The 18,660-nt window shown below is 66.3% G+C and carries 15 protein-coding genes; 7 read left to right on the top strand and 8 right to left on the bottom strand.

The window, feature by feature from the left end:
• Nucleotides 1-17 precede the first annotated feature (17 nt).
• Both IEX41_RS14305 and IEX41_RS14310 read left to right on the top strand, forming a co-directional pair.
• A complete protein-coding gene (locus IEX41_RS14305) occupies nucleotides 18-761 on the top strand; it encodes a trypsin-like serine peptidase (RefSeq protein WP_188790948.1) in 744 nt (247 codons plus the stop codon).
• A gap of 313 nt (nucleotides 762-1,074) precedes the next feature.
• Nucleotides 1,075-1,548: an Hsp20 family protein gene (locus IEX41_RS14310; protein ID WP_188790949.1), complete on the top strand. Its 474-nt coding sequence runs from the start codon at nucleotides 1,075-1,077 to the stop codon at nucleotides 1,546-1,548.
• Nucleotides 1,549-1,698: 150 nt separating this feature from the next.
• Here the strand turns inward: IEX41_RS14310 and IEX41_RS14315 are convergent, their stop codons facing one another.
• Together IEX41_RS14315 and IEX41_RS14320 are read right to left on the bottom strand one after the other, a co-directional pair.
• Complete coding sequence (locus IEX41_RS14315) at nucleotides 1,699-3,861, bottom strand: esterase-like activity of phytase family protein (RefSeq protein WP_188790950.1); 2,163 nt, start codon at nucleotides 3,859-3,861, stop codon at nucleotides 1,699-1,701.
• A gap of 103 nt (nucleotides 3,862-3,964) precedes the next feature.
• On the bottom strand, nucleotides 3,965-4,750 hold the full coding sequence (locus IEX41_RS14320) for a hormone-sensitive lipase (protein ID WP_188790951.1): 786 nt from the start codon (nucleotides 4,748-4,750) through the stop codon (nucleotides 3,965-3,967).
• A gap of 82 nt (nucleotides 4,751-4,832) precedes the next feature.
• On the opposite strand from IEX41_RS14320, the gene IEX41_RS14325 reads away from it, so the two are divergent.
• The 3 genes from IEX41_RS14325 (at nucleotide 4,833) to IEX41_RS14335 (ending at nucleotide 8,180) form a co-directional block, all read left to right on the top strand.
• The gene (locus IEX41_RS14325) at nucleotides 4,833-6,314 is read left to right on the top strand and encodes an NAD-dependent succinate-semialdehyde dehydrogenase (protein ID WP_188790952.1); all 1,482 of its coding nucleotides are present in this window, start codon (nucleotides 4,833-4,835) and stop codon (nucleotides 6,312-6,314) included.
• Nucleotides 6,314-6,670, top strand: coding sequence for a hypothetical protein (locus tag IEX41_RS14330; RefSeq protein WP_229673243.1), 357 nt, complete (start codon nucleotides 6,314-6,316; stop codon nucleotides 6,668-6,670). The genes IEX41_RS14325 and IEX41_RS14330 overlap by 1 nt, the downstream gene beginning before the upstream one ends.
• 307 nt (nucleotides 6,671-6,977) lie before the next feature.
• Entirely contained in the window at nucleotides 6,978-8,180 is a 1,203-nt protein-coding gene (locus IEX41_RS14335; RefSeq protein ID WP_188790953.1) for an aminopeptidase P family protein, read from the top strand.
• A 125-nt stretch (nucleotides 8,181-8,305) separates the two neighbouring features.
• On the opposite strand, the gene IEX41_RS14340 is transcribed toward IEX41_RS14335, so the two are convergent.
• Nucleotides 8,306-8,860 (bottom strand): hypothetical protein, encoded by a 555-nt coding sequence (locus IEX41_RS14340; protein ID WP_188790954.1) that lies wholly within the window; start codon nucleotides 8,858-8,860, stop codon nucleotides 8,306-8,308.
• A gap of 340 nt (nucleotides 8,861-9,200) precedes the next feature.
• Here IEX41_RS14340 and IEX41_RS14345 point away from each other — a divergent pair, with 340 nt between their 5' ends.
• Nucleotides 9,201-9,815, top strand: coding sequence for a DUF1523 family protein (locus IEX41_RS14345; protein ID WP_188790955.1), 615 nt, complete (start codon nucleotides 9,201-9,203; stop codon nucleotides 9,813-9,815).
• A 23-nt stretch (nucleotides 9,816-9,838) separates the two neighbouring features.
• On the opposite strand, the gene IEX41_RS14350 is transcribed toward IEX41_RS14345, so the two are convergent.
• The 5 genes from IEX41_RS14350 to IEX41_RS14370 all read right to left on the bottom strand — a co-directional run bounded on the left by IEX41_RS14350 (nucleotide 9,839) and on the right by IEX41_RS14370 (nucleotide 17,122).
• Nucleotides 9,839-10,606: an SDR family oxidoreductase gene (locus tag IEX41_RS14350; RefSeq protein ID WP_188790956.1), complete on the bottom strand. Its 768-nt coding sequence runs from the start codon at nucleotides 10,604-10,606 to the stop codon at nucleotides 9,839-9,841.
• Nucleotides 10,603-12,111 (bottom strand): GMC oxidoreductase, encoded by a 1,509-nt coding sequence (locus IEX41_RS14355; RefSeq protein WP_373285647.1) that lies wholly within the window; start codon nucleotides 12,109-12,111, stop codon nucleotides 10,603-10,605. The genes IEX41_RS14350 and IEX41_RS14355 overlap by 4 nt, the downstream gene beginning before the upstream one ends.
• Before the next feature lie 50 nt (nucleotides 12,112-12,161).
• Nucleotides 12,162-14,195 carry an acyltransferase family protein gene (locus tag IEX41_RS14360; protein ID WP_188791269.1) on the bottom strand — a complete coding sequence of 678 codons (2,034 nt, stop codon included), beginning with the start codon at nucleotides 14,193-14,195 and terminating at the stop codon, nucleotides 12,162-12,164.
• 192 nt (nucleotides 14,196-14,387) lie between these two features.
• Nucleotides 14,388-15,710 carry a glycosyltransferase gene (locus tag IEX41_RS14365; RefSeq protein ID WP_188790958.1) on the bottom strand — a complete coding sequence of 441 codons (1,323 nt, stop codon included), beginning with the start codon at nucleotides 15,708-15,710 and terminating at the stop codon, nucleotides 14,388-14,390.
• Between the two features lie 11 nt (nucleotides 15,711-15,721).
• Nucleotides 15,722-17,122 (bottom strand): hypothetical protein, encoded by a 1,401-nt coding sequence (locus IEX41_RS14370; RefSeq protein WP_188790959.1) that lies wholly within the window; start codon nucleotides 17,120-17,122, stop codon nucleotides 15,722-15,724.
• 288 nt (nucleotides 17,123-17,410) lie between these two features.
• On the opposite strand from IEX41_RS14370, the gene IEX41_RS14375 reads away from it, so the two are divergent.
• Entirely contained in the window at nucleotides 17,411-18,646 is a 1,236-nt protein-coding gene (locus tag IEX41_RS14375; protein WP_188790960.1) for a glycosyltransferase family 4 protein, read from the top strand.
• Nucleotides 18,647-18,660: the final 14 nt, after the last annotated feature.

Below are 18,660 nucleotides of genomic sequence, written 5' to 3' on the forward strand. Positions count from 1 at the left end.
ATGTCGTCTATGATGTCATGGACAGCCGCGGCACCCTGCTGGGCTGGGAAGCCGTGGGCCGCGTGGATCTGCCCGGAGGCTATTGCACCGGCGCTCTGGTGGCCAGCGACGTGGTGCTGACCGCCGCCCATTGTGTGCATGACCGCATGTCCGGCGCCCCCATTTCTCCCGAGGGCATCACCTTCCGCGCTGGCTATCATCATGGATCCGAGATCACCTCGCGGCGGGTGCTGCGTTGGGTCACGCCGCCCGAGTACGAGACCCATGCCAAGACCCCTGAGGGGATGCTGAACGCCGATGCGATTTCCACGGATGTGGCGCTTCTGAAGCTCGACAGTCCTGTGTCCAGCGCCGAGGCCGACCCGTTCCGCCTGCTCGAGCGGGCGGCGGACGGATCAGAAGTCAGCGTCGCCTCCTATGGGCAGGGTCGCGACCAAGTGCTGTCACGCGAGGCGGATTGCAACGTGCGGACGCGCTACGCGCAGGGCATCTACGGCTTTGACTGCACGGTGACCTTCGGGTCCTCCGGTGCGCCGGTATTCTCACGCGAAGACGGGCGGATGCGGATCCTCTCAGTGATCTCGTCGGTCTCGAACAGCGGTGAGTCCTTCGGCCCCGACATCACGGCGCGGGTGCCTGAGCTGAGCCGGCGCCTGAACCGCGAAAACGCCCGCCCCGTCTCTGGCACCGGGGCACGGCGCATAACCGTCGGTGGTAGCGGCGATCGCGGCAGCATCGGCGCGCGTTTCGTGAAGCCCTGAGCGCTTCCGGGGCCTCACCCGGTCATGCCGCCCCCCAAATATCCACTCCTGCGCTGCCTGCCTGACGCGCCAGCCGGGCCTGCGCCTGTTCACAGGCCAATGACGTGGCAACTGGCCCTGTCCAAGAGGCTCGCGCACGGGCCTGCCTGCCCAACCTGTCAGGCTCGCCCGTGGCGGCTCTTGAAACCTCTTTCCGGCCTCCCCAGATCCAGTACTGACCGGGGTGCCTGTGACAGGGCCCGGGTCGATCCCTGCGCCTGTCCCACTGCCGGGAAGGCGCGACACATATGGTTTCGCTCAATGGAGGATTCCCATGCGACATTTCGATCTTGCCCCGCTCTACCGGGCCACCGTCGGTTTCGACCAGATCGCCGACCTGATGGACCGGGCGCTGGCCAGTGACGTGGCCCAGAGCAGCTACCCCCCGTACAACATCGAGAAGACCGCCGACGATGCCTGGCGCATTTCCATCGCCGTGGCCGGTTTCTCGGAGGCCGACCTGTCGGTCGAGCTGAAAGACCAGCAACTGGTGGTTGCCGCGCGCCGTTCCGACGACAGCGAAGAGCGCACCTACCTGCACCGGGGCATCGCCACCCGCGCCTTCGAGCGCCGCTTTACCCTTGCGGACCATGTCCGCGTGCTGGGCGCCAGCCACGAGCATGGCATGCTGCACATCGACCTCAAGCGCGAGGTGCCCGAAGCGCTGAAACCGCGCCGGATCGAGATTGCCCGCAGCGGAACCCGCGCCATCGAAAAGGACGTGGTGGACGCCGAAAAGGTGAACTGAGTGCCTGATCCCCACCGCTGAACCAGCGGCAAGCCCCGGCCAAGGCCGGGGCTTACTTGTTTGTTGAGTGGGGGCGCTGCCCCCGTCGCCATGCGGCGCCTCCCCCGGCGTATTTCTCAAGAGAAGAAACCGGAGAAGGTGCCCTGTGGCTCAGTCTTCGAGCTGGAAGGACCAGAAGAACGTCTCGCCCGAGCTGTCGTCGACGCCGTCATTGTCGGTGGAGACCCAGGCAGTGCCCTCTTGGGTGATGGCGAGGCCTTCGATCTTGTCAGTGATGTAGCCATTCCACTGCGCGAGGTCGGGGATGAGATCGCGGACCTCTTCCTTAGAGACCACCGGAAGCTCGGAACCGAGGGTGGCGGGGGTCATCTCGGCGGCGGGTATACGGTAGATCTTCTTGGTGACGGCGTCCGCGCCGATCTGGTTGTCCCGTTCGATGACATACACGAAATCGCCGTGGGCGGTTATTTCAGACAGGCCGGTCCAGCCCTGTGCCGGCGCGGCCTTGGGGTAGAGCACGGCGCCCCATTCTCCGGTCTCGGGGGTGTAGGACACCAGTTTCACGTGGTTCTCCGGATCATCACCCCATTCGCGCTGCACTGCCATCCAGAGCGTCCCATTCAACATGGTGACGCCCTCGAAACCGTAGCGCTGCTCACCTGCGAGAAGCTCGGCGGGAAGGCCGATCTCCTGCTGGATCTCACCGTTCGCATCCACATGATAGAGAGCATGCGGGATCAGCCGGTCGGTTCGGCCCTCGGAGGCGAGCCAGAAGCCGCCCTGCCCGTCGGTGGTGATGCCCTCGAGGTCGAGCTTCTGCGCCGGGTGTCCCGCGCGAGTCACGTCGGTGGCCGCGGTGATGCGGGCCGGGGTCTGCGATGTGTCGATGGTGAAGATGCGCGGCTGGAAGCCGTAGAAGCTGTCGTTCACCGCATAGACCATGCCGTCATCCCCGGCGACCATGCCCGAGATCGCGCCCCAGCCGATGAGCTCGTCCGCCCCTTGCGAGGTCAGCGTAGGGTATTGCGCCGCGCCTTCGGCGTATTCGTAGATCATGACATGGCTGCGGATGCCGCCATCTTCGATCAGGTCTTCCTCGTTCGCCGTGACAAAGAGGCCACGCGACGGAATGGCGACCGCGCCTTCCGGAGCGATGCCCGAGGGCAGCAGCTGGGTCAGAACCGGGGCGGCGGGGTCGGTCATGTCGTAGACGCCGACCATCGAGGCACGCTCTGCCAGTACGAAGAGGTAGGGGGTGCCGTCAAAACGCGCAAATTCCATGCCCTCAGGTTCGGCACCCTTCGCATCCGACCGCTTGTCCGGGTAGTGGCCCGCCTCGATGATGGCATGTTCGAAGCTGGCGCCGCTGTCGTAGACCTCGGTCCCGTCCTTGGCGAAGACGGTGAAACCACGGGCGCCGCCGTCCATGTCGCCCTCGTTTGCAATGGCGAAGTGGGTATCGTCGATCCACTGCACGCCGTCTGGCTCGCGCAGGCGGCCCGGTTGGCTTTCGGTGAAGATCAGCGCTCCGCGTTCGTCAGTGGCGTCGATGCCGTCGAGGTCCGTGGCCCCGGCCGAGAAGTGCGACAGCACCTCGCCTGCCTTGTCCAGCACTACGATGTGGTTGTTTTCCTGCAGGGTGACGACGATCTCGCCAAGGGCGTTCACGTCCACGAATTCGGGCTCGGGATCCTCGGGGGCGATCGTAGCAAGGCCGGTCACGTCCGCCTTGACGAGGCTGTCGCAGTCCGCCGCACCGTCAACCACGTCAAGGATCGCCACGTAACCGCCGGGCATCTGGCCGACGCGGCCATCGCCGAGATCCTCGTCGCGCTCGTTCTCAATGGCGACGGTGACGAAGCTGCCGTCATGCGCCATGGCAGTGCTGTCAGGCTGGCCGCCAAGGTCGCACTCGCTGGTGATCTCGCCGGTGGTGGCGTCGAGAGTCACCAGCTTGCCCGAGGGATTGGTGAAGCTTTCCGAGGTGTTCACACCGGCAAACACCGATGTGCCATTCACGAAGACCGATGTCGGCTCGCCGCCCATCTCCGTGTTGCCCAGCGGCTGCGGGTTGGCCGGATCGGTGATGTCGATGCGACCGATGACACCGAGGGGGCTGTCGGAATAGACCAGCGTGTTGCCATCCTCGGTGGCGTAGATGATCTCGGCCGAGGTGCGGCGGGTGCGGTCCTCGCCCTCGGCCATGTTGGCCGGGGTCGCGAAGGACGCGATGCGGTTGAAGGTCATCTCGGCGCTGGCCGCATGGGCCGAAAGCGCCAGCACCGAGGTGGCGCAGAGCGTGCGAAGCATCATGGAACTGTCCCAACTGATTGTTCAGCGTGTTATGACGCGGTCCTTGCTCATGGCCGCATGACCCGTGCGTGACAGGCCCGTGACGGATTTACGAAACGTCCCCTCAGCCCAGAAGCGCATTCAGCATGGAGCTGCCGGGCGTGCCAAGACCGTCGATTACGTCGAAATGGTGCCGCCCGTCGTCGATGACCAGCGTTGCGTCCCATGCCTCGATGAGCCAGCGGGCCTGGTCGATGAAGGCGGGGCGTTCGTCGGCGCCGACCCAGACCGTGACAGGCACGGTGGGTGTGGCCATGGCGATCGGGCTTTCCCCCCATGCCTCGGACGCGTCGAGGTGCAGCGTGGCGTTCATGTCCGTGTGCAGCAAGGGGCGCAGGTCCGACAGGGGCGAGATCGGCATGACATGGGCGATGCGCGCGGCCACGTCATCGGGCAGCACCCCCGGCGCCGGCATCCGCGCCACGAGATGCCCGCCGGCGCTGTGCCCTGCAAGGCGGATGGGCCCGGGCACCTCGGCGGCGATGGCGGTGACGGCGGCGGCGATCTGGGCCGTGATCCCAGAGATACGGACATCGGGGCAGAGATCGTAGGACGGCATCGCCACCGCCCAGCCCGCCGCCAGCGAACCGGCAGCAAGGTGGGACCAGACCTCGCGCCCGAACTTCATCCAGTAGCCCCCATGCACGAAGACCACGACGCCGCGCGCCGTGCCCTCGGGCAGGAACAGGTCGAACCGCTCGCGAGCGCTCTGCCCGTAGGCCAGCCCTTCGCGCCTTCGCGCCCCGGGCAGCGCTGCGCGGAACTGCGCGGCCGCCTCAGTCCAGCGGGGCGGATAGGTCTCTGCTTGGGCGATGTACGGCCCATTGGCGTAGGCGTCGCTCAGATCCATGGCTTTTCTCCCTGCCGGCGCTAGACTTCGTTCCTGACTGATGATCTGCCAACGGCAGAAACACAACCGACAGGAGGCTTCCATGCTGGATCAGACCGAGACCAACCTTCCCTCACTCCTGGATGACCCGAGCCTGCTGCAGACCAAGGCCTACGTGAACGGCGAATGGATCACCGGCGCCGATGGCGAGTTCGAGGTGACCAACCCCGCTCGCGGCGATGTCATCGCCCGGGTCGCCAACCTCAGCCGTGCGCAGGTTGCCGGTGCCATCGATGGCGCCTACCTCGCTCAGAAGGCATGGGCCGCGAAGACCGCGAAAGAGCGCAGCCAGATCCTGCGCAAGTGGTTCGATCTCATCATGGCCAACCAGAAGGACCTCGGCACGATCCTCACCGCCGAGATGGGCAAGCCCCTGACCGAGGCCATGGGCGAGATCGCCTACGGCGCCTCCTTCATCGAATTCTACGCCGAAGAGGCCAAGCGCATCTACGGCGAGACGATCCCCGGCCATGCCCCCGACAAGCGCATCATGGTGATGAAGCAGCCCATCGGTGTTGCCGCATCCATCACGCCTTGGAACTTCCCCAACGCGATGATCACTCGCAAATGCGCGCCTGCGCTGGCGGCGGGCTGTTCCTTCGTGGGCCGGCCTGCGTCGGAAACGCCGCTCTCGGCGCTGGCGATCTGTGTGCTGGCAGAGCGCGCGGGCATTCCGGCGGGGGTGCTGAACATGGTGCCCTCGGCCAGTTCGTCCGAGGTCGGCAAGGAATTCTGCTCCAACCCCAAGGTGCGCAAGCTGACCTTCACCGGCTCCACCGGCGTGGGCCGGATCCTGCTCGCGCAGGCTGCCGATCAGGTGATGAAATGCTCCATGGAGCTGGGCGGCAACGCGCCCTTCATCGTCTTCGACGACGCCGATCTCGATGCGGCTGTGCAGGGCGCGATCATGTGCAAGTTCCGCAACAACGGCCAGACCTGCGTTTGTGCCAACCGCATCTACGTGCAGGCCGGTGTCTACGATGAATTCGCCGCCAAGCTGAAGGAAGCGGTGTCGAAAATGAAGGTCGGCGACGGCCTCGAAGAGGGCACCGACCTTGGCCCGCTCATCACCTCGAAAGCGATCAGGAAAGTGCAGGAGCACCTGGCCGACGCCAAGGAAAAAGGCGCCGAGATCATCCTTGGCGGCGCCGAGCAGCTGCAGGGGCCGGGCAACTTCCTGAGACCCACCATCGTCACCGGCGCGACGCGCGAGATGCAGTTCGCCACCGATGAGACCTTCGGCCCCCTCGCCCCGCTTTTCAAGTTCGAGGACGTGGACGAGGTGATCGAGTTGGCCAACGACACGATCTTCGGCCTTGCCTCCTACTTCTACGCCAAGGATCTCAGCCGCGTCTACAAGGTGGCCGAGGCACTGGAATACGGCATCGTTGGCGTGAACACCGGCATCATCTCGACCGAGGTCGCGCCCTTCGGCGGCGTCAAGCAATCCGGCCTTGGCCGCGAAGGCAGCCACCACGGCATCGAGGATTACCTCGAGATGAAATACGTCTGCCTCAGCGTATGATGACCACGGTTCCGGGGGCACGCGCCCCCGGCTCCACCCCTGACATGGACAGCCTCATCGCCGCCGCCCGCACCGGCGCGGGCACACCGTGGCTTGCACGGCTTCAGGCCGAGGAGCTTGCGCGGCATGCCCTGTCCCTCGGCCTTGGCGTGCGGCTGATGGAGGCCTCGGCCCACACCCTGCACGAGCCGCCCCGCGATGTGGGCTGGGAAATCCTTGGTGCCGATCCTGACGGGCAGAACTGGGATGACCACCACAACCCTGCCCGCGCTTTCAAGCTGTTCGAGGCCAAGCTCGCTGCCGCCCGGCGCGCTGGCGCGCGCCTGCAATACAAGCTCTGGCTCGGGCAACCCTGAGCCAAGAAGGCGCCCCAGCCTCGCCAGTCGTCACTCTGCCACTGGCACCATGTCCGGCCCTGCGCAGCGCCCGCCCCTCCTTCTCTTGAAAAATACGCCCGCCGAAGGCGTCCCCATCCCTCCGCCAGAACAGAGTCACGATTGCCGGGCGAGACCGAATCTGACATCTTTCCGGCAGGGTCGGCGATGGCGTCGCCGCAGCCAACACTTGGCAGGCCCATCACAGCCATCCTGAACGCCGGGATCTTGCTTTGCCACCGCGGCAGGGTCGGACCGGACCCTCCGCCTTTCCAAAGGAGGCCCGTTCATGGACCGTCCCGCAGCCTACAAGTTCCACCAGGGCGACCGCACGCTGCCCTTCGCCGCATCCGAATACGACGCCCGACTTGCCGGCCTGCGCGCCGCGATGGACGAGGCGGGCGTTTCAGCCTGCGTGCTCACCTCGATGCACAACATCGCCTATTACTCGGGCTTCCTCTACTGTGCGTTCGGGCGCCCCTATGCACTGGTGGTGACCGAAACCGACAGCGTCACCGTCAGCGCAGGCATCGACGCCGCACAGCCGTGGCGGCGCAGCCACGGGGACAACATCACCTACACCGACTGGGCCCGGAACAACTACTGGCGCGCCATCCTGTCGATCACCGGGCAGGGCGGTGTCATCGGTTACGAAGCCGATCACCTGAGCGTGGCGCAGCGCGAGCTGCTCGAGGACTGGCTCGAGCCGGTGGTCACCATCGACATCGCCCCCGCCACCATGCAGCAGCGCATGCACAAATCCCCCGCCGAGATCGCCCTCATCCGACAGGGCGCGCAGGTGGCCGACGTGGGCGGCTACGCCATCCGCGATGCCATCAGCGTCGGCGCGCGCGAGATCGACGTGGCCATGGCCGGACGTGATGCCATGGAGCTGGAGATCGCAAAGCGTTTCCCGCAGGCCGAGTACCGTGACACCTGGGTCTGGTTCCAGTCGGGCATCAACACCGACGGGGCCCACAACCCAGTGACCTCGCGCCGGATCGAACGCGGGGACATCCTGTCGCTCAATACCTTCCCGATGATCTCGGGCTATTACACCGCGCTGGAACGCACGCTCTTCGCGGGCGAAGTGGACGCCGCGTCGCTGAAGATCTGGGAGGCCAATGTCGCGGCGCATGAATACGGCATGTCGCTGCTGAAGCCCGGTGCGAGCTGCGCGCAGGTGACCGAGGCGATCAACGGCTTGCTCGCCGAGCGGGACCTGCTGCAATACCGCACCTTCGGTTACGGCCACAGCTTTGGCGTGATGTCGCATTACTATGGCCGCGAGGCCGGGCTGGAGCTGCGCGAGGACGTCGACACGGTGCTGGAGCCCGGCATGGTGATCAGCATGGAGCCGATGCTCACCATCCCCGAGGGTCAGCCGGGCGCGGGGGGATACCGCGAGCACGACATTCTCGTGATCACCGAAGACGGAGCCGAGAACATCACCGGCTATCCCTACGGGCCGGCGTCGAACGTCATCGGCTGAGACAACCCATCCAGCGGAGGGCTGACGCCCGCCGGAAGAGCGCAGGGCTGGCGCCCTGCGCCGTCAGGGGGCCAGCCCCCGTCCCTGCGGGCCTCCCCCCGGCGTACTTGGCAAGAGAAGAAGGGTCAGGAACCGAAGCCGGCCATGGCTTCGAAATCCATTGCCTCGAGCAGGGTCTTGCGGGTCTCCGCATCCGGGCCATCGAGCTGGATCAGGATGCGGTTGGCGACGAGGCCCATGGTCTGGTCGTCCTGAATCGCAAATTTCTGGCGGCCGATACGGTCGGTCCGGAGCCCCATGGCGCCAGCATTGGTGATTATCGCTGACATGCTCGCCACCATTGGATTGTCGGCAAACATCTGCAGGCTGTACACGTCGCCGTCGGGCGATGTGTAGGCAGCCTCGGTGGCGACGCCTCCGCCCATCATGGCCATGGCCGCGCCCGCGTCGGTGTCGATGTCCCGGGTCCAGCCCTCGGGCGCCTCCGGCAGGTAGCCTGCCAGCGCGTCGGTTTTCAGCTCCACCAGCCTCGCGCGGGCAAAATCGAGTTCATCGAGGGCGTATTGCACGTCACCTTCCTCGTAGGCGGTGATCGCCGATTGCAGCGTCTCGGTGATCTCGTCGGCGGACGCCGGGGCGGCGAGGAGGGCCAGGCTGAGCGTTGCGGCAGGGCGGAACATGGGCGAACCTTTCACTGGGGCATTGGTCCCGGCAAGCATGGCGCAAACTCCGGATCTTCCTCCAGGTGAGGAATTCCCCACTGTTTCACCCTGCCGGCGCTGCCGATGGCCCGAAAGTCGACCGATGCTGCCTCCCTCTCGGGCCGGTCACTGCGGCAGGCCGGCGGTGTGGAACAGTCACGGAGTTGTCCGTGGAAAGGTGCGCTCTGCCTCCGGCGACGTGCCCGTTAAGGGCCCTGCGGCCATTTCGCCGACAGTTTGGCATCGGCAGCATCCGGGGCGTGTAACTTTGCGCCTGATGACCTATATGAGGGGCAACGCCGAGTTATCGAGGGTCGACATGCGCTACGTGAAATGGGTTGTCATCGTGTTGTTCTGGTGCGTCGTGGCCGCCTTCCTGCATTACACGCTGCCCCAGCACGACATCGCACGCATCACCGACACCTACGAGCGGCGCGTCGATCCGGGCAACAACAGCCTGTTTTGGGCCGGAGCTTCCAGCGGTGACAATGCCGCCGTGACCGGGCGGGACGTGTTCTTCGTGCAGACGCGGCTCGCCGATGACGAGGTGATGGTCTACCGCAACGAGGACACCGGCTGGGGCTGGCCGCCGTTCTTCAAGTTCGACACCGCCAACGTGCAGGCCGAGGCAGCCGACTTGCGGTCCACCTCGGCAGCGCCGGAATGGGTCGCGATCAAGCACTACGGCTGGCGCAACGAACTGTTCTCGATCTACCCGAACCTGGTCAAGGTGACGCCCGTGGCCGGGCCGGATGCGCGGATCATCCCGTGGGGCAACATCATTATCCTGACCCTGCTCGTCGCGGTCGCCTGGGCGATCTGGGTGCGCTGGCGGCGTTTCCGCCGGGCGCGGATCGACCCGATGCTGGGTGACATGGGTGACAATTTCGACAGCGCGGGCGGACGTCTTCGCAGCATGTTCCGCCGATCCTGACAGCCGCCTGCCCTGCCTTCGTGTCAGGCGAGGCTGCGCGGACGGCGGCGGCGCATCAAGGCAAGGTCGCGCACCCTGCCCTTGATCCCGCGCGGTGGCAGCACCTCGGTCGCCATCTCGAACACCGCCCCGGTGAGGGCGGGATCGCAACGCAGGGCCAGCTCCACCCCCCATTTCGCTGACACCTCCGGGGGTACGCCGTCCGGAATGCCCATCCCGGTCTGCAACATGCCGGGCATCCAGTCACCGATGACGATGCCGGGGAGGCGGTCCGCGATATCCGCTATCAGTGCACGGGTGAAGATCCGCGCCGCACCCTTGGACACCGAGTAGGCCGACGCCCCCGGCAGCGGCGCGAGGTCGGCAAAGGTGGCGACGTTCAGGATACGGCCCATCCCGGTCCTGGCCATGCTGCCGAGCGCCGCACGCGAGCAGGCCACCACCCCGCCGAGGTTGATCGCCACCGTGTCCATGTAGCTCTCTGCCGTCTCCGACAGGATGTCCCGGCGCGGGTAGACCGCCGCGTTGTTGATGAGCAGCGCGATGGGGCCGTGGTCTGCATCGATCCTCGCGAATGCCTCGGCCACTGCGGCGCCGTCGCTCACGTCCAGCGGCAAGGGATGGAAGAGCGCCCCGGCCTCGGTGGCGGTGTCTTGCAACGCCTCGGCACGCCGCCCGGTGCCAACGACGGTAAAGCCCTGCGCCGTCAGTTCCCGCGACAGCGCGCGGCCAAGGCCGGAACCGGCGCCGGTGACGATGGCGACGCCGCTTTGCGGGGTGAGGCGTGTCATGCGGGCTCCTTAAGGATGGCATCCGCCACGCGCAGGGCGTTGGCGGCGATGGTCAGGCTGGGGTTCACCCCCATGGAGGTGGGCATGAAGGACGCATCCGCCACCCACAGGTTGCGCAGCCCGTGCGCCCGGCAATCCGGGTCCAGCACCGATGTCGCGGGGTCGCCGCCATAGCGCAAGGTGCCGCTGGGGTGGCCGAAGTTCAGCTCTGGCCCCATGCCGACAAAGACCCGGCGCTGCCCCCTGAAGGCCTTGCTGATTGCGCGGCGGAAGGCGCGGCGGCGGGCCAGCAGCTCGGGGTGCAGATCGTAGCGGATCGCGAGCCGCTCCGGCTGGGTGGGGTCATGCAGCACCCGGTTCTCGGCGTAGGGCAGGTCCTCGAGCAAGCCGACGAAGATCTGCGCCGAGCCGAAGACCTTCGCGGCCAGTGCGGCGGGGATGCGGGTCAGCTGGCCAAGCCCCGGCACCCGGGCGAGCGCCGAGCGGGCCAGCATCATGTTGAGGAAATGCACGATCTCACCGTAGGAGGCGCGGATGCCCATGGCCTGAATCATGCCCAGCCGCGCACCGTCCCGGTGGTAGAGGTCGCGCAGGGCGATGGCCTTGGTGGCCCCTGTGTCAGGGGTGCCACGCGGCGGCCAGAGGGCAACCATCTCGTTGAGGTGGAACATCAGGTTGCGCCCCACGAGGCCGGACCCATTGGCCATGCCATGCGGCCACGCCTCAGAGGCTGAGGCGTGCAGGAGGCGCGGAGAATTCAGCGCCCCGGCGGCAAGGATGACCTGCGCGCCACGGAACACCTGCAGCGCGCCGCCCAGACGCACCTCGACCCCGGTGACACTGTCCTTGCCGATCAGCCGCGTGACCTCGGCACGCTCGATCAGCGTGGCGTTGCCTGTGGCAAGTGCCGGCTCCACCCCGGCAGAGCGTCCGTCCATCTTGCAGCGGCGCGGGCATTTCGTGCCAAGACAGGCAAGGCAGCCCTCAGTCCGGTCGATGGCGGTGTGGGCGTGGTAGGGATGCAGCCCGGCGGCGCGCATCCGGGTCATGAGCGCCTCTTCCACAGCGTTCAGCGGTGGGGGTGGGTCCATGGGCAGGGGCGGTTCGGGCGACAGCGGGTCGGGGGTGCCATGCAGGCGGTACATCCGCGCGGCATGGTCGTACCATGGGCGCATCGCGTCATAGCCCACCGCCCAGCCTCCAGTGGGATGAGGGCGGCCTTCGGTATCCTCCAGATCGTGACGTTCAGGGCGTTCCAGCGCCGCCGCGTAGAATACCGACGAGCCGCCCACCCCGGCACCAAGCGGCGCGTGAAGGCTGGTTTCCCTCCCGTCCACGATGGCGTGCAGTGGCGTTGGCCAAAGGCCCCGTGCCAGCCGCGCCTCGGGGAGTATCGTCTCCGACAGGCCATTGCGCTCGGCCCGGTGGCCCGCCTGACCCAGTTCGAGGAACAGAACCTTGCGCCCGGCTTCGGCCAGAGCGCGGCCCATGGTGCCGCCGCCCATGCCGGTGCCGATGACGATGGCATCCCACTGCACCCCGGTCGCCGGATGGCTCACGAACCAGGGCCTTCTTCCAGCGCAAAGGCCGGGGCAAAGACCGGGGCCATAGCGCGTGCGGCAGTGTTGGTGACGTGGTTGTTGTCGAAATACCAGCCCGCCCCGTCATGCAGCGCCCGGCAGGTGCCGTCCGAACAGATCCACGGCCATGGATCGAGCAGCGTCACTGCTCCAGCGGCGGCCATCGCGCGCCACGGCGCCTCGGAGGCGATGACACGCTGGCTCAGGGCTGCCGCGGGGATCTCCGTGGCCGTGTCGGGTTTGCGGGCCAGCGGCCAGCCCCGATGCGCGGCCTCGCGTGATGCGAGGCGGCTGTCGTATTTCGTGATCTCGGGGGGCTGGCGCAACACAAGAACCTCGTCGAACCAGTCGAGCAGGTAGAGCACCGTGTCCTCGGCGGCTTCGGCGACCGTGTCCTGCTGCAGTTCGCCCACGCGGGTGGGTGCCATGGCGGGATGGACGGCGATGGTGTTGTGCGCATCGAGCCCGACACCCGAGCCGTTGGCATAATAGGCCCATCGGCCGATCAGCAGCACCTTCTCGAGGCTCGGCAGGCGGCCGAAGCTTTGCTTGATCTGCAGGTTGGCATTGGTGCAGGCGGCATCCTGCGCGAGGGTCGCGGCGCTTTCCACTTTGCGGATGTCGAACAGCGGGGGGCAACCGGCACGCCAGATGACAAGGCCGGGCACCCCCGCCTCCTGCGCGGCAAGATCAAGCCCGGCATGGAAGGCACGCACGTGGCTGTCGCCCCAGACCAGCACGCGAGGGGCGCCCTCGGGGCCGATGGGGCAGGTCTCGATCCCCATCAGGGGGCCTTCGGTTGGCGTGGTGCAGCGGCTCCAATCTTGCAGGAAATCGGCGGAGGCGGCGATGTGGGGCTGGGCCTCGGGGCCGAACCGCTCGGGCATGCCGTCCTTCAGGTACACCACGGCGCCAAGCCCCAGCGCCACGACCGAGGCGGTCACGGTGCCGCCCAGCAGCACCCAGCCCGGCATCCGCACCTGGCGCACAGGGAGTTCCACGAACCGCCAGGACACCCACGCAAGGCCGACGCTGAGCGCCATCCACAAAGCCGCTTCCAGCAGGTTCGCATACTCTCCGCGCAGGTAGACCGACAGCACCAGCACCGGCCAGTGCCAGAGGTAGAGCGAATACGAGATCCGCCCGACGAACACCGCCTCGGGCATGGTCAGCAGCCGGTTCACCGGGTTGCGCCCGGCACCGTTGGCCAGCAGCAGCACCGTTCCCAGCACCGGGAAGACCGCCAGAAGCCCGGGGAACAGCGGCCCCGACGGGATCAGCAGCACCGACGCCAGCACCAACGCCAGACCGATCCAGCTGAGCGCCGCGAAGCCCCGCCAGCGCCGCCCGGTCTCGGCCCCCCAGATCGCCAGAAGCACGCCGGACAGCATCTCCCACGCGCGGAACGGGAAGAGGAAGAAGGTCACCGTCTGATACTCTGCCGTCAGCAGGATGCAGCCCGCGAGCGACGCGATCCAGCAGCCCACGAGGGCCACGATCATCGCCCGATGGCTGCGTCGGAACAGCAGGATGAACAGTGGCAGGAAGATGTAGAACTGTTCTTCCACCGCCAGGGACCACGTGTGCAGAAGCGGCTTTTCGTCCGACGCGCTGTCGAAATAGCCCACCTGCCGGAAGAACAGCACGTTCGACAGGTAGACCGTGGCGGCGATGGCCTGCTTGCCGAATTCGCGGAATTCGAAGGGCAGCAGCAGCGCCCATGACAGGAGGCCCGTGACCGCCAGCATGGCAAAGAACGCCGGGGCAAGACGGCGGAATCGGCGCAGGTAGAAATGCTTCAGCCAGATGGTGCCGGTGGCGCGGTACTCCCGCCAGAGGATGCCGCCGATCAGGAACCCCGAGATGACGAAGAACACGTCCACCCCGACAAAGCCGCCATCGAGACCGGGAAAGCCGAAATGGTACAGCACCACCGCCAGCACCGCGACGGCGCGCAGCCCGTCGATATCGCTGCGGTACGGCAGTGGGCTATGCGGCCTGTCGGTCATGTGGTCCATGTCGTGCACGTCTTGACTGGTTTCATCGTGATCCTCCGGTTTCTCCGGATCGGGGCTGCGGGTCGGCCTTCAGCCGCCCGTATTCGTGGGTGTCATGGAGCGGCGATCTGCGCCGCGGCGCGCTCCATGGTCGGACACGGCCGGAATGGCCGGGTTTTCAGGCGACAATATGCCCAAGTTCGGTCAATAACCGAGCTCCTTCAAGGGTGCCCCGGACAGCAGCGCGTCATAGATGGCCCGGGTCTTGCGGCCCTTGGCCGACCACGGGAACAGCCGTTCGGCATAATCCTGTCCCAATTGCGCGCCCGCCCGCATCCTGTCGGGGTCCGTCAGGCAAGCCTCCATCGCGGCACGAAGGCTTCGGGTCATCTCGTCCGGGGGGGCCAAGGGAATGCACGCCCCCCGCCCCTCTGCAGCAAGGTCACCCGGCGCTCCGTAATCGGCGACCAGCGCGTACATGCCGCAGGCCATCGCTTCGATCACCACCCCTGCCCCAAGCTCGCGGATCGACGGGAAGACGAAAGCATCACAGCGGCGCATCATGTCCGCGACCTCGGCCTGGCTCTTGCGGCCGTGCAGGGTCACACAGCCTTCAAGACCGTGTTCGGCGATCACCGCCTCGATGCGGGCGCGCTCGGGACCGTCTCCGACCATGTGAAGATGGTGCTGCTGCAATGACCCGGATGCGGCAAAGACCCGCACGGGCAATTCGGGAAGCTTGTAAGGGACGAGCCGCCCGGCATAAAGGAAATGCACCTTGCCGTCCGCACCGCGCTGTCCCGCCAAAGCCGCACCCTGCGCATGGAAGATCGACGGATCAAAACCGATTTCGGGGAAGGACACGATGCGGTCCTCTTCGACACGCGACAGGTCCCGGCGGGTGTGGGAAAAGGCACAAAGGACCGCCGCCGCATCGTCATAGGTTGATCGGGCATAGGGCAGGTACTTGTAGAGATCGCGCAGGCGGCGCAGCTTTTCCTTTTCGCGGGCCTGCTCTTCGGCGAAGGCCGCAGGCCAGTCGAGATTGCCGTTCAGCGGCCCGATCACGAAGGGCTGTGTCACCTTGTGCGCCAGCCAGCTGGGAAGGGTGGGTGACATGGGCGTGATGCGGTGGACGACGTCGAACCGCGCCATATGGCCTTTGAAGTGGCGCCAGACTCCGTGTTCGAAGGCAAGGTAGGGCAGGTAGTTGAAAATCATCGAGGTGGACCACGCCACCTCCTCGCCGCCGCGCAGCCAGCGGGCGATGCGGAACATCGGGGCGGCGATCCATTCCGTGTCGATGTAGACGACATCCAGATCCGCGCCCGTGGCCGCGGCGGCCTTTTCGATGTTCTCGCGGTTGCGCACATGTGTCGCGACGGTCACATCCGCCAGCTTCGCGATCTCGAGCGCGTACTTGTACCCGACGATGGGCAGGGACGGCCATTCCGGATTGCATTCGTCCGCCAAAAGCAAAACGCGCGGCCGATGCGCCGCCGTCTGGTCACTGCTCGCCCCCTCCATGCCGTCACCTCTCACAATATCGATTTCCAGCCCTGCGCCTTGACCGGGCTCACGCGCTGTTGCCGGGGCGTGTCCTTCAGGGACTCGGCATATCCGGTCAGAGACCCGGCGATCATCCAGGTCAGGGGCGTCAGCGTGGCATTCGGCAACATGTCAAACACATTGATCGCCAGCATCAGCGAAAGCGGTGCAATGAAGGGAGAAATGGTGTCAGCCGGTGCAGACCGGGCCGCGCGCCACAGCATCACGAGGGGCAGCAGCAGCAATCCGAATTCGGCCAGAAAGCCCACCCAGCCATAGATCCCGATCAGGATGATCCAGCGCCCGTCGGTCACCGTCAGGATGATCCCCGTCACCGGATCAAGGATATGGTTGCGCCCCCAGCTGCCCCAGCCGAAGACCGGTTTCTCGTAGGCGCGATCCAGCAGCGTGTTCTCGTTCATGAAGCGGAACTCGAGGGAGCCCGCCCGGTCGTCATCCACCGCCGCAGCGGCGGCAATGATGCGGTCCTCGGGGATCACGTGAAGACCCTTGAGGATCGGGTACCCCATGGCCAGTGCCCCGATCAGGATCGCGATGCGTATCTGCTGCAACCGGCCCAGAACGGCCACCATGGGGATGAGCGCCACCGCGAAGATCAGCGAGCCCAGAGATTTCGCCGCCACCAGCACAAGCGTCAGGTAGCAGGCTGCCGCAAGGGTCTTGATGGTGCGCAGCCGATCATCCAGCCGCCACAGCGCGAACGCAGCCACCGCCGAGGTCATGATGAAGAACGCCACCCACAGCCCATGGTACAGGAACACCACCGGTCGATAACCGTTGGCGCGGATCGATTGGCCGAACAGGTGCTGGTAATAGCCGTAGATCCAGCGATTCAGCTGCGGAGACAGCCGCATCTCGACCACCATCAGCACCGAGTAGATCAGCCCGCAGACCATCAGCGCCACGAGGAGGTAGCGCTGCGCGCCCCCGTCCGCGAGATATTGCCGTGCCAGCAGGAACGGCAGGATCAGCAGAAACTGCTGCAAGGTCAGCGCGATGGCATCCTTGATGCCAAGCCCGGGCAGACCGATCTGGCCGAAAACCACCGGCTCGGTGTTGGTGAAGGCCGTCATCACCGGTGAAAAGATGAACGCCGCCAGCAGCACCCGTGCCACCAACGACTGCGGCAGGATCGCTCCCTGGGGGCCGTATTTCCACAGGCAGAAGGCAAAGGCAGTCAGCGCCGGAATGTTGTGCTTGTGCAGGGGCGGAGCAAGCGGCAGGTCGAAGACCGCGGGCGGTTCGGGCAGGAACAGGTAGCCCAGCATGATCGTCAGGATCAGCGCCCGGTCCACCGGCAGGCGGCGGAACAGCGCGATGCTGATGAACGGCCATGCGGCCAGCATGAGAAAGGCTAGAGGGTTCGGCATCCTGTGGCGTCGCCTGGTACTTTGGTCCGGCGAGGCCGGTTACGGGTCACACGGCAGTCCGCAGGCCCCCCAGGCCCGACTGCCCGCAGACCTTAGCAGGCTCACCTGCCCCTGTCCCCGAATTCACCGGGGCGCCAGACCAGAAAGGCGCATGTGTTGGCAGAATTGGCACAAACCGTCGAATGGCCCCGCAATCACCCTTCACCCGCCTGCACCGGGCCATTTAAATGCCCGATTGCCCACAAACACTTGGCAGCGGACCGGCAAATTGTGAAGGTAACGATTGTAATGGCCGACTCGCGTCTCAAGATTGCCTACCTGTGCGATTTTTCGCCTCTCGATCCGCACATGTACTCGGGCGGCAATCGACGGATGCATGACGCCCTTCAGCAGCACGTCGGTGACGTGACAATCCTGCCGCAGGGCTGGGGCCTGGCGGAACCACTGCGCCGTGCCATCGCCCGGATGCCCTTGCATATGGCGCTTAGGCTGCGCTGGCGCGCGCATCTCGCCCTGGCACCCCTGATCGCGCGCAAGGTCGAAACCGAGCTCAAGCGCGACCGTTACGACGTGCTGTTCACCACCTATGCCTTCCATGCCCTGAGCCGGGTAAGCCCCCCCTACCCGATGCTGACCGCATTCACCTCTGACGCAACCCAGACCATCTATCGCAATTCCGAGGTTGGACGGGCCCACCCCTCACGCTACCCCGGGGGACGCCTGCTCGATGCATGGGTTGAATCGCGCGAGCGCGAAGTGTTCCGCAACACCGACCTGCTGCTCTGGCCATCACGCTGGATCAAGGACGAGGCCGACGCTCTCTACGGGCTCGACCCCGACCGGAGCCTGGAGGTGCCGTGGGGGGCCGGGCTGAAGGACGCGCCCCCGGAGACCACCGTGCCGCCTCTGGGCCGCGACCATCCGCTCGAGCTGCTGATCGTGGGGCGCGACTGGTTCGCCAAGGGGGGGCCTACCGCCTTGGCCACGATGACTGCCCTGCGCGCTCGCGGCATCGACGCGCGCCTCACGGTGATTGGCTGCGTGCCGCCGTCTGAGCTTTGGTCGGACCATGTCACCGTGCACCCACAGCTCGACAAGACCGTGCCAGCCGAACTGGCCCTGTTCGACGATGCCTTCCGCCGGGCGCATTTCCTCATGCAGCCATCCTATGAAAGCTATGGTTTCGCCTTCTGCGAGGCTTCGGCCCATGCTCTGCCCGCGCTCTGCCTCGATGTGGGCGGGGTGCCGGTGCGGGACGGGATCAACGGACACGCCCTTGCCCCCGGCAGCGAGGCCACCGCTTTTGCCAACCTGATCGAGACCTACATCGACGCGCCCGAGCGCTACCGCGCGCTGGCCTGCACCGCCCGGCATGAATTCGACACCCGCCTCAACTGGGATGCCTGGGGGCGGAGCGTGGCGGGCAGCCTCCATGCGGCGCTCGCCAAACGCGACGGGCCCACGCAGGCCGAGCCCCCCTGCTCTGGCAGCTGCCCCGGCCCAATGGTGCACCCCGCCGAGTGACCGCACCTGGGTGG

The sequence above is a fragment of the Salipiger pallidus genome (genome assembly GCF_014643635.1).
In the GTDB taxonomy this organism is placed as follows: domain Bacteria; phylum Pseudomonadota; class Alphaproteobacteria; order Rhodobacterales; family Rhodobacteraceae; genus Salipiger; species Salipiger pallidus.